The 15,138-nt window shown below is 62.4% G+C and carries 9 protein-coding genes; 5 read left to right on the top strand and 4 right to left on the bottom strand.

The genetic code is table 11. The annotated features are described in order from the left end of the window. Positions 1-80 precede the first annotated feature (80 nt). Genes BFQ01_RS28940 through BFQ01_RS28930 form a run of 3 tightly spaced genes read left to right on the top strand, consistent with a single transcriptional unit; the run spans position 81 to position 5,547 of the window. Positions 81-1,322: an exonuclease SbcCD subunit D C-terminal domain-containing protein gene (locus BFQ01_RS28940; protein WP_065927984.1), complete on the top strand. Its 1,242-nt coding sequence runs from the start codon at positions 81-83 to the stop codon at positions 1,320-1,322. Then, positions 1,319-4,957, top strand: coding sequence for an AAA family ATPase (locus tag BFQ01_RS28935; RefSeq protein ID WP_065927983.1), 3,639 nt, complete (start codon positions 1,319-1,321; stop codon positions 4,955-4,957). Before BFQ01_RS28940 ends, BFQ01_RS28935 begins: the two co-directional genes overlap by 4 nt. After that, positions 4,954-5,547 (top strand): glutathione S-transferase, encoded by a 594-nt coding sequence (locus tag BFQ01_RS28930; RefSeq protein WP_065927982.1) that lies wholly within the window; start codon positions 4,954-4,956, stop codon positions 5,545-5,547. Before BFQ01_RS28935 ends, BFQ01_RS28930 begins: the two co-directional genes overlap by 4 nt. Here the strand turns inward: BFQ01_RS28930 and BFQ01_RS33115 are convergent. The 4 genes from BFQ01_RS33115 to BFQ01_RS28915 all read right to left on the bottom strand — a co-directional run bounded on the left by BFQ01_RS33115 (position 5,544) and on the right by BFQ01_RS28915 (position 7,629). After that, positions 5,544-5,669 (bottom strand): hypothetical protein, encoded by a 126-nt coding sequence (locus BFQ01_RS33115; RefSeq protein ID WP_256097795.1) that lies wholly within the window; start codon positions 5,667-5,669, stop codon positions 5,544-5,546. The genes BFQ01_RS28930 and BFQ01_RS33115 overlap by 4 nt on opposite strands. 171 nt (positions 5,670-5,840) lie before the next feature. Then, the gene (locus BFQ01_RS28925; RefSeq protein WP_016980181.1) at positions 5,841-6,020 is read right to left on the bottom strand and encodes a hypothetical protein; all 180 of its coding nucleotides are present in this window, start codon (positions 6,018-6,020) and stop codon (positions 5,841-5,843) included. 156 nt (positions 6,021-6,176) lie between these two features. Further along, entirely contained in the window at positions 6,177-7,352 is a 1,176-nt protein-coding gene (locus tag BFQ01_RS28920; RefSeq protein ID WP_065927981.1) for a lactonase family protein, read from the bottom strand. Continuing rightward, the gene (locus BFQ01_RS28915) at positions 7,339-7,629 is read right to left on the bottom strand and encodes a DUF5629 family protein (RefSeq protein WP_065928081.1); all 291 of its coding nucleotides are present in this window, start codon (positions 7,627-7,629) and stop codon (positions 7,339-7,341) included. Before BFQ01_RS28915 ends, BFQ01_RS28920 begins: the two co-directional genes overlap by 14 nt. A gap of 153 nt (positions 7,630-7,782) precedes the next feature. On the opposite strand from BFQ01_RS28915, the gene BFQ01_RS28910 reads away from it, so the two are divergent. Both BFQ01_RS28910 and BFQ01_RS28905 read left to right on the top strand, forming a co-directional pair. Continuing rightward, positions 7,783-12,660, top strand: coding sequence for a dermonecrotic toxin domain-containing protein (locus BFQ01_RS28910; protein ID WP_065927980.1), 4,878 nt, complete (start codon positions 7,783-7,785; stop codon positions 12,658-12,660). 44 nt (positions 12,661-12,704) lie between these two features. Further along, on the top strand, positions 12,705-15,138 hold a 2,434-nt coding region (locus BFQ01_RS28905; protein WP_370671282.1), incomplete at its 3' end, for a dermonecrotic toxin domain-containing protein.

The following is a 15,138-nucleotide window of genomic DNA, read 5'->3' as shown; positions in this document are numbered from 1 at the left end:
TTACAGGTAAACTCTCCAGCTTTATCGCCCTGCTTTGTTTTCGGCGGCCATTCATCCTCTTTTCCTCTACGGAGTTCGCCTTGCGTCTGTTCCACACCTCCGACTGGCACCTGGGCCAAAACCTCCACGGCCAGGAACGCGACTTCGAACACGCCTGCTTCCTCGAGTGGCTGCTGCGCCAGATCGCGGCCCAGCAACCCGATGTGCTGTTGATCGCCGGCGATATCTTCGACACCGTCAACCCGCCGCTCAAGGCCCAGGAGCGTCTGTACGATTTCATCATCAGCGCCCACGAACAAAACCCGACGCTGACCATCGTAATGATCGCCGGCAACCACGACTCCGGCTCGCGCATCGAACTGCCCGCGCCGTTGATGCGGCGCCTGCGCACCCATGCGCTGGGCCGCGTGCTGTGGCTGGACGACGGCCAGCTGGACGCCGAACGCCTGCTGATTCCCCTGCCGGATGCCAAGGGCAAGGTCGCCGCGTGGTGCCTGGCGCTGCCGTTCCTGCGCCCGGCGGAAGTCACCGGTGCCCACCTGGGTGATGACTACCTGCAGGGTATCGGCCAGGTACATGAATGGCTGATCGCCGCCGCCAACGCCAAACGCAAAAAAGGCCAGGCGCTGATTGCCATCAGCCATGCGCACATGGCCGGTGGTTCGGTGTCGGAAGACTCCGAGCGCAGCCTGATCATCGGCAACGCCGAGGCGCTGCCGGCCACACTGTTCGACAAGAGTGTGGGCTATGTGGCCCTCGGCCATTTGCACAAGCCGCAAAAGGTCAATGGCGAAGAGCGCATTCGCTACAGCGGCTCACCGATTCCACTGTCGTTTTCCGAAATCGGCTACAAGCACCAGATTCTCGATGTGACGTTCCAGGGCCAATGCCTGGTGAGCGTCGAACCGCTGCTGATTCCCCGCTCGGTCGACCTGCAACGCCTGGAAGCCGCGCCGCTGGCGGATATTCTTAAACAGCTGGCAGAGCTGCCCGATATCGACCTGCTCGCCGAAACCCAGCGCCATCCCTGGCTGGAAGTGCGCGTACTTCTGGACGAGCCCCAGCCCGACCTGCGCCAGCAGATCGAAACCGCCCTACAAGGCAAGGCCGTGCGCCTGGTGCGTATCGCCGCCGAGTACGCGGGTAAACGTGGCAGTGATGCCCATGACGAAGAGCGCTTTATCGAACTCGATCAACTCTCGCCGCAAGAGCTGTTCAGCCGTGCCTGGCAGGACAGCTACGGCAGTGAAGTGGATGAACAGACCTTGAAGGATTTCGCCGTGCTGCTCCAGGAAGTGCAACAGGCAGGTGAACAGCCATGAAGATTCTTGCCATCCGCCTGAAAAACCTCGCCTCCCTGGCCGGGCCGTTCGAGATCGACTTTACTGCCGAGCCCCTGGCCAGTGCCGGGCTGTTCGCGATTACCGGGCCGACCGGCGCCGGTAAAAGCACCCTGCTCGATGCCCTGTGCCTGGCGCTGTTTGGCGCCGTGCCACGCCTGGGCGATACCGGCCAGGCCAAGATGCCGGATGCCGACAGCGATATTTCCATCGGCGATCCACGCACCCTGATCCGGCGTGGCACCGGTGGCGGCTACGCCGAAGTGGACTTTGTCGGTGTCAGCGGCCGTCGCTACCGGGCGCGCTGGGAAGCCAATCGCGCCCGCGACAAGGCCAGCGGCAAATTGCAGAACAGTCGGCAGAGCCTGATCGACCTGGACAGCGACCAACTGCTGGCCAGCCAGAAGACCGAATACAAAACCCAGCTGGAACTGGCCCTGGGCCTGAACTTCGAGCAGTTCACCCGCGCGGTGTTGCTGGCGCAAAGCGAGTTCAGCGCCTTCCTCAAGGCCAACGACAATGAGCGCAGCGAACTGCTGGAAAAGCTCACCGACACCGCGCTGTACACCCAGCTCGGCCGCCGCGCATTCGACAAGGCCAAGGAGGCCAAGGATACGCACAAACACCTGCAGGACCAGGCTACCGGCGTAGTGCCCCTGGCCCCTGAAGCGCGCGCCGAACTGGACCAGCAATTCGACGCGGCCCAGCAGCAGCTCAAGACCCAGCAGGCGCAGCTCAAGCAGTTGGAGTTGCAGCACACCTGGCTCAAGGAACTGCGCGAATGGCAGGACCGCCAGCGCAGTGCCACCGAGCAGCTCCAGCGCGTACAGGCCGATTGGGACAGCCAGGATGCACAGCGCCAAGACCTGAGCCGCCTGGACCAATTGGCGCCGCAGCGGCATCAGTTTGCGCGCCAGGCCGAACTCGACACCTTGCTCACACCGCTGGCTACGCAGATTCAGGCGCACATCGAGCAACAGGCCGAATTGCATACCCGCCAGGCGCAGGCCCAACAGCAGCAGGCATCCGCCCAGGCGGCACTGGCCGAAGCGCTCAAGGCCCAGGGCGATGCGGTGCCGTTGCTGCGCCAGGCCTTTGAAGCACAAAACACCCTTGCCCACCTGACCAGAGACCTGGCCAAGCGCAACGAGGAAAAACAGCAACACGAAGCCGCCTGTGCCGAAGGCCAGACGCTGCTCAAGGGTTTGCAGGACAAACACGCCCACGTTGCCGAGCGCTTGCAACGCCTGGCCGCCGAACTTGAACGCAGCAGCGCCCTCGCCCCGCTCAGCGATGCCTGGAACGCCTACCGCGATCGCTTGCAACAGTTGATGCTGATCGGAAATCGCCTGAAAAAAGGCCAGGCCGAACTGCCACAACTTGAACAGCGTGCTACCAGCGCCGCAGAAAAATTTGCCCAGCAACGCGAAGCCCTCGACCTGCTGTATCAAGAAGCCGGCGCCGAACCCCATGCCGTGGCCGAACAGGTGCAACTGCTGGCCAGCCTGTTGCAGGACAATCGCAAGCAGCAGCGCGCCTTCGAAGACCTGTCACGCCTGTGGGACAGCCAGCAGCAACTGGAGCAGCAAGCCGTTGCCCTCACGCAAAAGCTCGCCGATGCCGCCCAGCAACGCGACCAACTGAACCAGACCGGCCTGCAAACCAAGGCCGAGCTGGCCGTGGCTGAACAGACCCTGACGGTGACCAAGCAACTCTTGGAGCGCCAGCGCCTGGCCCGCAGCGCCAGCGTCGAGGAATTGCGCGAACAATTGCAGGACGGCCAGCCCTGCCCGGTGTGCGGCAGCCATGAACACCCGTACCACCAGCCCGAAGCCCTGCTGCAGAGCCTCGGGCGCCACGACGACAACGAAGAGGCCACGGCGCAGAAAGCGGTCGATACCCTCAAGGAAAAACTCACCGAACTGCGCGGTGAAGTCGGCGGCCTGATCGCCCAGCAGAAAGAATTCCTGCAACAACAGGAACACCTGGTCACCCAACAGCAGGCGCTCCAGCCCAGCCTGGACGCACACCCACTGGCGGCCTCGCTGTTCAATCAGGACGCAGCCAAACGCAGCCATTGGTTGGCCCAGCAACTCAGCCAACTGACCCAAAGCATCACCCAGGACGAACAGCGCCAGGCCGCCCTGCTCAACCTGCAGCAAAACGCCGGGCGCTTGCAGCAACACCTGCAAGCCGCTCAGGACAGTAGCCAGCAGACCCGCCAATTAATGCTGGATCAACAGCGCGAGCTGTCCAACGACCGCGAGCGCCTCGACGAAGAACTCAACGCCTTCGCCAACCTGCTCCCCGCCGACACCCTGGAAGGCTTGCGCAGCGACCCGGCCGCGACCTTTATGCAGTTGGACCAGCAGGTCAGCCAACGCCTTGAACAACTGGGCCATCAGAAGGATGAGTTGGCCGAGCAGCAGGAACGCCAGCAGGCCATCGAGAAAGAGCACACGCACCAGCAGCATCGCCAACAGCAGCTCGAGGCCCTGAACCAGCAATTTACCGAGTTGGCCGCGCAGCGACAGGCCGCCCAGGAAAAACTCGGGGCCTTGCTGGGCGAGCACGCCAGCGCCGAACACTGGCAACAACAACTGGAACAGGCCGTGGTGCAGGCACGCCAGAGCGAGACGGACGCCAACCAGCAGTTGCAGGACATCTGCAACCAACTGATCCAGCTGGCCGCCGACCTCAAGGCCCGGCAGGAGCGCCGGCAATCCCTTGAAGCCGAGCAGCAGGCCCTCCAGACCCGCACCCACGAATGGCGCGCCCTGCACCCAGAGCTGGATGACGAGGGCCTGGCGCGTCTGCTGGCGTTCGATGACACACACATCGCCACGCTGCGCGAGCATCTGCACAGCAGCGAAAAAGCCGTCGAGCAAGCCAAGGTATTGCTGCAGGAACGCGAACAACGCCTCGCCGAACACCAGGCCCTGCACAACGGCAACCTGGACGCCGAACAACTCGACGGCGCCCTGGCTGCGCTCAATCAACACTTGGCCGACGGCGAAAAACACTGCGCCGACCTGCGCGCGCGCCAGTCCGAAGACCAGCGTCGCCAGGACGCCAACAGTGCCCTGGCCGAACAGATCGCCAAGGCCTATGACGAGTGGCAACGCTGGGCACGCCTGAACGCACTGATCGGCTCGGCCACCGGCGATACCTTCCGCAAGATTGCCCAGGCCTACAACCTCGACCTGCTGGTGCACCACGCCAACGTGCAACTGCGCCAACTGGTGCGCCGCTACCGTCTCAAGCGCGGCGGCAGCATGTTGGGCCTGCTGGTGATGGACACGGAAATGGGCGATGAACTGCGCTCGGTGCATTCGTTGTCCGGCGGCGAGACGTTCCTGGTGTCCCTGGCCTTGGCCCTGGGCCTGGCGTCGATGGCGTCCAGCACCTTGAAGATCGAATCGCTGTTTATCGACGAAGGCTTTGGCAGTCTCGACCCCGAGTCCCTGCAATTGGCCATGGACGCCCTCGACGGCTTGCAGGCCCAGGGGCGCAAGGTGGCGGTGATCTCCCACGTACAGGAAATGCACGAACGCATCCCGGTGCAGATCCAGGTCAAGCGCCAGGGCAATGGCCTGAGCACCCTGGAGGTCAAGTGAGCGAGGCGCTGCTGTATTCGTTCCGGCGCTGCCCCTATGCGATGCGCGCACGCCTGGCGCTGCGCTACTCGGGGGTGGCGGTGCGGATTGTCGAGGTGAGCCTCAAGGCCAAGCCGGCGGAGATGCTGGCACTGTCGCCCAAGGGCACGGTGCCGGTGCTGGTGGTGGATGGCGTGGTGATCGACGAGAGCCTGGCGATCATGCAATGGGCCTTGGCCCGGCATGATCCGGATAACTGGTTATTGCAGGGCGATCCAGCGGTACTTGAGCTGATCGCCGAGAACGATTCAACCTTTAAACATCACTTGAATCGATACAAGTACCCCGAGCGCTATCCCGAGCAGCCGGTGGAACACTATCGAGCCGAAGGCGAGGTGTTCTTGCAGAAGCTCGAGGGGTTGCTGGCCCAGCGCGCCTATCTGCTGGCCGACCACCCTGGCCTGGCGGACATGGCGCTTGCGCCGTTTATACGGCAGTTTGCCCACGTGGACCGCGAATGGTTTGCCGGTACGCCGTACAAAGCGTTGCAACGCTGGTTGGAAGAATTCCTGCAATCGCCACTGTTTATCGGCGTGATGGCGAAGGCTTAGCCTTCGATCAGACTCAACAACCGCTCGCGAGCGATCTCCGGTTCGCCGTCCGTCAACTGCACGGATGACAGGATCGGGGTGGAATAAAGGGCGAGGATAAGTGCGGCGAGTCGAAGTGCCATGCTGTCGATTCCATGAAAGAGCGCGTCAATATTTAAGCGTCAATTTAAACACATGGCAATGCGCCATTACCTCATTTTTTTCTTCGACAGCTGCACAAACGCCAAACCACTCGAACGCGCGTTTACGTTCCAGTGGTTTGGCGTCTGCTTGTGTGCAGGGTCAATCAGCGCTCATTGCTGGGTCTTGTGATCCAGGGCGGCGTAGAAGTTGGCGCTCTGTTGCAGGTATTTCTGGGTGTAGGCGCTGGTGCTGGATTTTTTGCCGCTGACTTCCACGCTGGCGGCGGCAGGCAGGGCCACGGTGGCGGAAACGGCGGAGGCGGCGATGATGGAGAAGAGATTCAAGTTCATGTCGGTAACCCTTATGTTCGTTCGGTTGGGTGGCCGGGGAAGGCCTTGGAACCCAACTTACGCCCGAGGGTTGAACCTTAGAAATGCTTTGAAACAGTAGCCGCTATTAATACAATTAATACTAAGGGTCAGGCCCCGCATGGCGGGGCCTGTGGCTTATTGACGCACCAGGAACTTGAGGTCGCTGGGCGCATCGATCGGCAATTTCTGCACGGTTTTACCCAGCAGGCCGGTCTTGGGGTCGCGTTCGACCACCACGATTTCATTGCTTTTCTGGTTGGCGATCAGCAGGAACTTGCCGCTCGGATCGAGGCTGAACTCTCGCGGGTGATCGCCTTCCACCGAGCGCTGCTGCACCTGCTTGAGGTGCGCAGTGGCCGGGTCGATGCTGAACACCAGGATCTGATTGGCCGTGCCACGATTGCTCACGTAGAGGAACTTGCCATCGCTTGACGCGTGCAGCGCCGCGCCGGCTTTGTCCGACACCGGCTGCCCCGGCGCATAGTCCAGCAACTGGGTCTGTGTGAGCGTACCGTCGTGGTAATCGAACACCGCGACCTGGGCGCTCATCTCGGTGGTCAGCCAGGCATGCTTGCCATCTGCGCTGAACAGCAAGTGACGCGGGCCGCTGCCTGGAGGCAATTGCACCGAGGCCGGGTTGGCCGGGGTCAACGGCAGTTCGTGGTTGGCCTTGGGGTCATAACGGTAGGCAAACACCTTGTCGGCACCCAAGTCCTGCACAAACACGTACTTGCCATCCGGCGACGACACCACCGAGTGCACATGGTTGGACGCCTGGCGCTCGGGGTTCACGCGGCTGGCGGGGTGCCCGCTCAACTGCACGGGCGCCGACAGCTTGCCGGTGGCGTCCACCGGCAGGATCGCCAGGCTGCCGCCCGGATCTTGCAGCACCGAATAGTTGGCGACGAACAGGTAGCGCCCATCAGCGGCGACGCTGGAGTGGGTGGGCTCGTTGCCCAGGCTCTGGACCTGGTTGATCAAGGTCAACTGGTGGCTCTGCGGGTCAATGCTGTAACTGCTCACACGCCCCACTGCGTCTTTCTGCCCTGGGCCGTTTTCGTTGACCACAAACAGGTGTTTCTGATCCTTCGAGACCGTCAGCCACGATGGGTTGGCTGCCTTGGCCGCCAGTACCGGCGCGCCCTGGAATTGGCCGGTGCGGCTGTCGAACTGTACGCGGTAAATGCCTTCGCTGGTACCGGCGGTGTAGCTGCCGACCAACAGCTCGTAGGTGTCAGCCGGTGCGGCGTGTACCGACATCGCACCGACACTGCCGGCCATCAGCAGCGGCCAGAATTTACGCATCATCATCGGCTGGGTCCTCATCGTTATTGTTGCCGGTGAACGCGCTCATGCAGATCAGGCGGTGCTCGCCCGACTCACCGGTCAGGGTCCAACTTTGCAAGGGCTCGTCGAAGGTGGCGGCCTGCACCTGCGCCGTGCTGAAGCTCCAGCGTTTTTCGGCACGGCCGTCCATGGCGGTGATCAGCAGCTTTTCATCAACGAGCTGGAAGTCGAAGGCGTGCAGCCCGTCGATTTCAAGCATATCGCTGGCTTCAAGGACGGTTTTCAGGTTGTCGGCAGTCATCAGGATCATTCATCAGTTCATAAAGACGCTGATGATAGGCCAATCTCGCGCGCGTTTCCCCTCTTGCGGTAATCGACTACCACCTTTCCCCGCCAACCAGTCGCCATGCTTGGGCCGATACGACACTTCTTCAGCCACGGAATGGAATCTGCTATGCCAACTACGCCCCCCCCGCTGCCGCCCACACCCCCGACCTTTACCCAACACAGCGACGCCCCGGCCCAGGCGGTCAGCCGTCAGTTCGCCTCGCGCCCGAGCCTGAGAGCGGTGTTCGGGCAAATGCTGCAAAAAGCGATCAAAGAGCAATACCCGCCGCTGGACCTTGACGTGCAGCTTACCCGGCTAGCGGTCCCTAACCTGGTCGGGGGCTGGGACCTTAAGCGCTTGCTGGATGTGGCGCTCGATTACGTGGGCAGCGGTACGCTGTTAGACACGGACACGGTCATCGACGGGCGCCGCTGCTTCCTGACCAACCGAGCGCCCCATCCCCTGACCTATGAGGCCGAAGCGGTCAGAGAGCCGGATTTGCAACTGATCAAGGCGAAAATCCTCGACCTGACACCCACCCTGATGACGGTATTCCAGGACGCTCTGACAGATTACTGGAACCAGCCGGGCGACACCGGCCCTATCCGCTGGCAATGGCTGGGCGACCTGTTGGCCACAGGCTTGAGCAGCACCGCCAGCCTGTTACCGACCCAATACCAGCAACAACAAACAGCCCTGCACCACTTGACCGCTTACCCGGACCAAAGAACGCGCCCGACGCCGGTGCAAGGCGGGGTGCATGCCTATTGCCTGGAAACGAGCATCGTCCAGGGCAGCCACACCGCCAACATCATGGAACCCGAATTGCTGGTGGTGCAGGCACAAAACGTCATGCTGTACCGCAGCAACGGCACATTGGAGTTCCATGATTCCCTTGAAGCCTTCACCCAGGCGCGGGGGCGGGACCTGTCGCGCCGGGTGCTGGCCGACAGCGTGACCATCAAACGTTATGAGCCCGATGGCAATAGCTTCGACACCCTCGCGGCCTTGCTGCTTAACCAACAACTGGAAGCGCTCGGCACCGTCGTGCTGCCGGCCAGCGACGGCCTGAACGCCTTGGAACAGCGCATTGCCGACACCACAGACCCCACGCCCTGGTTCATCCAGGCCCCGGCGCCGAGCCCGACCTTTGAGCACACCCTCCAGGCGAACCTTCCCGTGTGGCTGCAAACAGCGACACCCGGTGATCGTTTTGCCTACCGCCAACAGCTGGCTGAATTGGCACGCGTACACCGGCAAACAGCGGGGGCTTCGTTTCTGGATGGCGTCGAGAACCTGCATGACTTCACGCGCAATACCTTGCTCGAACAGATCCACGCCGATCATCCCGAGGTCACGACGATTGATCCGGACGACCTTGAATTGACCTTCCATGTACCCGTCGGCGACCTGGGCAGCGGCTACCTCACGCCCGTGTCCATGAGCCTGACGCAATTGGCGATCAAGAACCTGGCGGCCGCGCCCCAGGGAAGCCTGACCCTGCGCTCCAAATCCGGCGCGACGATACCGGCCTGGATGAACGCCGACTACCTGCTGGGAGAAAAAGGCCTGTTCACCAGCACCCAGGGGCTGATCGCTCGCACCAATATCGGCGAACGCTACCCCACCACCCTCAGGGCCCTGTTGTTGGGCAACGACAGTGAAGCCCAACGCCGTGAAGCGTTGTTCGACCAAGCATTGCGCGTGCGCCTGCCACTGCAGGCCCTGGAGCACAAGATACGGGGCGAGCATGGCATGACCTGGCAAGGCTACCGTTATGTGCAGGCGTTGATGCAGCGCAGCGCCGCGGACCGGGTGGTCGACGACCTGAGCATTGTGATTCACGCCCTGGCCTTCCACCGCACACCGCATTCCAAGCCGGATGTGGTCAACAACATGTTCATTATCGAGGCGTCGGACCGTCAGGTCGGTCCGCATATCCTCTACCGGCCGCTGTATCCGGACTCGCTACGCCAGTTTGCGAGCCGTGACGCGCTGTTGGGCGCCATTGCTGAGCCTGGCCCCCTGCAAGACAGTGTGCTCAGTTGGCTACCCGACCACGCCCGGCCGATCTACAGCAACAATGGCTTTGTCAGCCCGCATATCATCCGTTTTGGCCAGGGCGACGACACCGTGCAATGGCCGGCACCGGCACCCGCGCAGTTGGCGGACGATAGCAACGGGGATGCAGTGCTGGGGTCTCTCGCCCAGTCGTTGGCCGCTGGCAACCTGACCCAATACCTGTACGGCAGCAACGCGCGGGCGCTGGTCGACCTGGCCGACCGTGACGCCGTGTCCAACGCCGAAAGCCGCTGGGCGATTTTGCTGGAGGGTGGCTGGCTGCTGTTCAACGCACTATTGCTGCCGTTGCTGCGCGGCCCCGCCATGGTCGCGGGCTGGATGGTACAACTGGCCGTCAGCCTGCAACATGACCTGGAGGCCTTGCACGGCGATGCCCCGGTCGCACGCGAACTGGCCTGGGTCGATGTCCTGCTCAATATCGGCCTGTTACTGATACACAGGGCGTCGGCGCAACATCCATCAATCGAGCCCGCTTTCACCCCAGCCAAACCGCCCGTGTCCAAGGCCTTGAGTACCTTGCTGCGACGACCTCCCACGCCGTCTGCACACGTTGCGCCAAAGATTGAACAAGGCCCGGTTGGCCTGCCGTCCGAGCCGCCTGCGAGTGATCGTACCGAGGTGGACTTCATCCACTCCACCGCGCGTGACGGTTCCCGACGCCGTCTGTTCAACGCGTTGCTCGAGCACCACGTAGCCTGGCCGGTGCCCGCTCCCTCTCCGGTCGAGTTGGGTGCCTTCAAAGGGTTGTACCGCATTGGTCAGCAGTGGCATGCCTCGGTAGCCGGCCTGCTGTTCCAGGTCAGCATCGTTCCCGACGCAGGCGAAGTGTTCATCGTCAATCCACAAAAAAACCTGCACCCAGGCTTTAAGCTCAGCTACGACGGGCAAGGACGCTGGGCCTTGGACCTGGGTCTCAAACTGCGTGGAGGGGGGCCGAAAAACCGACTCAAGGCCAAGTTGGCGCAAATTGAACAGCAACGTGCAGAGGCGTGGCTGAAGGTCACTCGCCTGGAAAGCCAGATCCTTGAACAAATTGACCAAACCGCCCATTTGTTCGACACCGTGACGGCAACCAAGAAACAATTTGAAGTGCGCGACCGCGAGTTGGCCCATGCAATGCAACGCCTGCGCCTGTCCCCTAATGACCCGTCAGCCGTCAGCGCCCACGCCGTTGAGGCGCGTAACAGGACCCGGGCTCGCTTGCACTTTCTCGTGGCCTATGAAAAGTACGCCCCGGTCACCGAGCAGTTACAGCAAAATCGCCGCGCGATAATCGACGCCTACGCGCAGGTCAAGGCGGCCGATGGCAAGTTCGATTATGAGTCCAGTTGCCTGGAACAGTACCAAACCCTGCTGGCGGCGCAGGAGGTGGATGTCAGCTTCCTGGCGTCACTGCACACCGCCACGTTTGTGTCTGATCGGGGCGAGCTGATGAACGACCTGTTGCGGATGGAGCGCGACGAGCCGGCCAATCAGCGGTTGCTCGATATGACTGAAATGCACTTTGCCACCTCCGAGCGCCATGCCGAGTCCCTGATTGCTATCGACATGACGTTGGAAGAGATGGCGAACCGCCTCAAGACCGGGCCGGCAGAGCGCCTGAAGTTCCTCAATGCCATGCCCCATCGGCGCTTCTACAACCGCCTCTGTGCCATTGTCGAGCCGCTCGACCTGCTGGCGGCGTTGAGCATTGATGAGCTGAGGGAGCCAGCCACCGCCCAGGAAGAATACTTTATGGCGCGGCTGGAGACCTTGCACTTCCCTCAGGTCTCCGTAGAGCACTCGTACATCGACCTGTTGACCACCCAAGGCTTCACCTCTGCCGAGCGCAAAGAGGTGTTGGTGAATGTGATCGAGCATTACAGCCGGCGCCTCCAGGCCTACCGCATGCTGATGGAACTGGACTCGACACTGCTGCGTCCGCGCTATATGCCGCTGTTGATCGAGCGCCTGGAAACCCTGCGCGCCGCAGCCGAGACAGACTTGGCGGATGTACTTCGCGAGGATGAATTCCTGCCTGCCCAGTTCGTGCGTTTCAAACCAGCGCAACTGCCATCCCCGACCAAGCGCGTGTTCCGGTCGCGGGACAAAGGAACACTGGTGGGCAACCTGCTGCCCCCCGACGCCGAGATGCCCTTTCCAACCATTGTGGTCAAAAACCCGCTGACCGACGAAATCAGCGCGCGGTTCATGGAGCATCCCCATGAAGGCTGGGTGGAAATCGTCGACGCACCGCCGCAGCGCCCGGCACCCGTGCCACGCCAGCGAGCCCTGGCGACCCTGCGTACGGAAGCTCAGCGGCTGATCGATCAAATCACCGCCCTGGAAAAATCCATCGAGTTTCAGAAACGCAAACTGGCCGACCCGCAGCGCCGTGACGACGTCAACCCACAAGACTGGAATGACATGTTCGGCCACCAAGCCAGGAAAATCGAGGCGATTGCCGATGAAATCCAGGCCCATCACCTGGATAAGCCTGATGTCCCCCAGGCCCTGGAGCGCCTGCGCATGCGTGCAACGGACCTGCGCCGTCAGGGTGAGCAACACTGCATAGAAGGCTACAAGGCCCAGCGTCCGCGCCAGGAAAACATTGATTACCTGCGTCGCCATGCCGCCGTGGATATCGGCCTGGTGCATGGCCCGCAGCGCACTGGCGCGAATGACTATGTCTCGGAGTTTGCCATTCGCGAAAAGAACCGCGTCGACGTGCTGTGGTACGCGCATTTTCACTACAGCAGCGCCGACAGCCCGCGCGGCGACTACACCGCCGCCCACCTCAAACGCCCGGAACACCGGTTCACCACCTTCAAGGACCTGATCGCCAAGGCAGGCCCGGACAGCCACGTGATCGTCAATGACCTCTACAGCCCCATCAACCGGCCGCTGGACCAACAACTGTTCCTCGTCCTGATACCTGAATAAACCCCGCGTCGGGCTGACCGCCCATAAAAAGGATTTTTATGTCGATGCACGCAACACCCACTACTCATGCGCTGACCGCCCAGGCCGTCAGTGCCCAATTTGCCAGTCGCCCCTCCCTGGAGGCGGTGATCCAACCCTTACTCGGCGCAGCCATTGCCGAAACATACCCCGACTTGATCATCGACCTGTCGCGCACACGCCTGGCAACCCCCACCGGGAAAGGTGGCTGGACCCTGGCCCCCTTGATGACGGTTATCCGGCGCTACCTGGCCGAAGGTGGACCACTGGACTTCAACGAAGTCGACCATCTGCCCTACTACCTGTCGGATGTCCCGCCCAAGCGCCTCAAGCTACCCGGCACCGAGACGCCTGGGCCGGACATGAAAGTCATTGAGGCGCTGATCAAGACGCTGCCGCCCACCCTGCCCATTGCCCTGCAAGACGCATTGGCCGAGTACTGGAATGCCCCGTCAGACACAACAGTCAGCCGCTGGCGCTGGCTCAGCGACATGCTCAGGAGCACCTTGCGCGCCAGCACCCTGCGCCAGCCGGAACTGGACGAGGCCGCCTGGCAAACCCTGGACCAACTCATCACCACCCCGGACCGTGCACAACGCCTGGCCAAACACGGCGACCACAGCGTGCTCGCCTATGGGCTTGAGACCACGCTGAGCAGCAATGGCCAGGCCGATCGCCAACTGACCGAACACATGGTGCTGACCCGCGCCATCAACGGCGTGGCGCCGGCCCTTTTGTGTGCGCCAAACGGGCAAGTCGAATCCTTTGCCTCAATGGACGCGCTCTTGCAGGCCTGGGGCGAGCGCCTGGCGGCGCACTACCAGGCCAGCACGATTACCTGTAATCGTTACGAACCCGAAGGCTCCATCTTCGACCACCAGGCGTCGATGATTCTGAACCAGCAACTCACGCGCCTGGGCGCCCTGCAACTGCCACTCGGCCAAGACCAGCAGACGCTGCACACGCTGTACCTGGAAATCACCGACCCAGGGCTGTGCTTTCTCGACGCCCTGCAAGCCCCTGCGCAAACACTCGCCAGCGTGCGTGCGCAGCTACCGCAGAATCTGCGTGGCGCCAGCCCCGCCGACCGTGCCCGCTACCGCCATTACACCTTGGCCCTGGCGGGCCTGAAACAACGCGCACAGGACCCGGCCCTTGCCACCGACATTGAAGACATCCAACGTTTTACCGTTGCGGCCCTACAACGCGAAATGGGCCGTGAAACAGCCGTCGGCAACGGTCCAGACCAGATCCCGACACAGGGGCTTAACCCGGATGATGTGCAGCTGACGTTCGTGGTTGCCGCCGGTTACCCGGGTGGTGCCGGGATTGTCGAGCACGTGCGCATGAGTCTCACGGAGCTGGCCATCAGAAACCTGAGTGGTCGTCCCAGCGGCGAGTTCACCCTCGCCCATCGCCAGGGCACCCCCTTACCGGCGTGGCTGACACCGGCCTACGTCATCGCCCTGGTTGAGCGAGTGGATATCGGCCAGCATTACCCCCATTACCTCAAGGACCAGTTGCTCAGCGATACGGCCAAGGCCCGCGCCCAGGAAACGCTGTTCGCTGAACACCTGTCGGTACAACTGCCGCTATTGGCGCTGGAGTTGAGCCTCAAGCGCGAAGCCGGTGTGACGCCCGTGGGCGCACGCATGGTCGAGTGCCTGATGCAGGCCACCAGCAGCGAGCAGCAACTCGACGGCCGTGCAGTGGTGATTCGTCATCTGGCGCTGCTGCACAGCCCCGCCGCCCAGCCGGACGTGGTGAGCAACATGTACATCATTGAGTTCCAGGACGTCAGCAACGGCCCGCACCTGCTGTTTCGCCCGCTCTATGCCCAACCGTTGCACGAGTACGCCAGCCACGCCGACCTGCTGGCCGCGATCGCCGCACCTGGCGACATGCAAGCCAGCATCCTGACCTGGCTGCCCGACAACACCAGGCCGATCTACGACAACGGAGGTTTTCACGAACCCCATTACCTGCGGTTCGGCCAGGGCGATGAGTTCGCCCCCAGGGAAACGCCGCCGCCGGCGACCCTGGCACTCGATGGTATCAACGAAGAATTGCAGCAGTGCCTGGTCACGGGCAGCCTGATGCAGTACCTGTTCAGCGATAACGCCCGCGCCTTGGTACAACAGGCTGACCGAGCCTCCGTGTCCAACAGTGAAAGTCGCTGGCAGACCTTGCGCGAAGGCAGCGGCTTGCTGTTCTTCAGTGTTATACAACCCGTGCTGCGCGGCCCGGCAATGCTGATGGGGTGGTTGCTGGCCATCACGACCAGCCTGACGCAAGACATCCAGGCGCTCGGCAGCCAGAACCCCAAGGTCCGTGAACAGGGCAGCATCGACCTGTTGCTGAACGTCGCGCTGTTGCTGCTGGACTTCCCGGCAACGCCCATCACACGGCGCCCGCTGCCGTTGGCGGTCACACCGCCCGCCTCCGCCACCGCGCTGCCAC

The sequence above is a fragment of the Pseudomonas sp. 8 R 14 genome, from assembly GCF_900005955.1.
Classification (GTDB): domain Bacteria; phylum Pseudomonadota; class Gammaproteobacteria; order Pseudomonadales; family Pseudomonadaceae; genus Aquipseudomonas; species Aquipseudomonas marginalis.
Note: the sequence above shows the minus strand (reverse complement) of the source record. Positions and strands in the feature narration are given on the sequence as shown.

What these genes read in the sequence shown, in the direction of transcription:
- BFQ01_RS28935 (WP_065927983.1), top strand. Translation starts at nt 1,319, where the DNA reads ATGAAGATTCTTGCCATCCGCCTGAAAAACCTCGCCTCCCTGGCCGGG.
- BFQ01_RS33115 (WP_256097795.1), bottom strand. Translation starts at nt 5,669, where the DNA reads ATGGCACTTCGACTCGCCGCACTTATCCTCGCCCTTTATTCCACCCCG.
- BFQ01_RS28925 (WP_016980181.1), bottom strand. Translation starts at nt 6,020, where the DNA reads ATGAACTTGAATCTCTTCTCCATCATCGCCGCCTCCGCCGTTTCCGCC.
- BFQ01_RS28920 (WP_065927981.1), bottom strand. Translation starts at nt 7,352, where the DNA reads ATGATGATGCGTAAATTCTGGCCGCTGCTGATGGCCGGCAGTGTCGGT.
- BFQ01_RS28915 (WP_065928081.1), bottom strand. Translation starts at nt 7,629, where the DNA reads ATGACTGCCGACAACCTGAAAACCGTCCTTGAAGCCAGCGATATGCTT.
- BFQ01_RS28910 (WP_065927980.1), top strand. Translation starts at nt 7,783, where the DNA reads ATGCCAACTACGCCCCCCCCGCTGCCGCCCACACCCCCGACCTTTACC.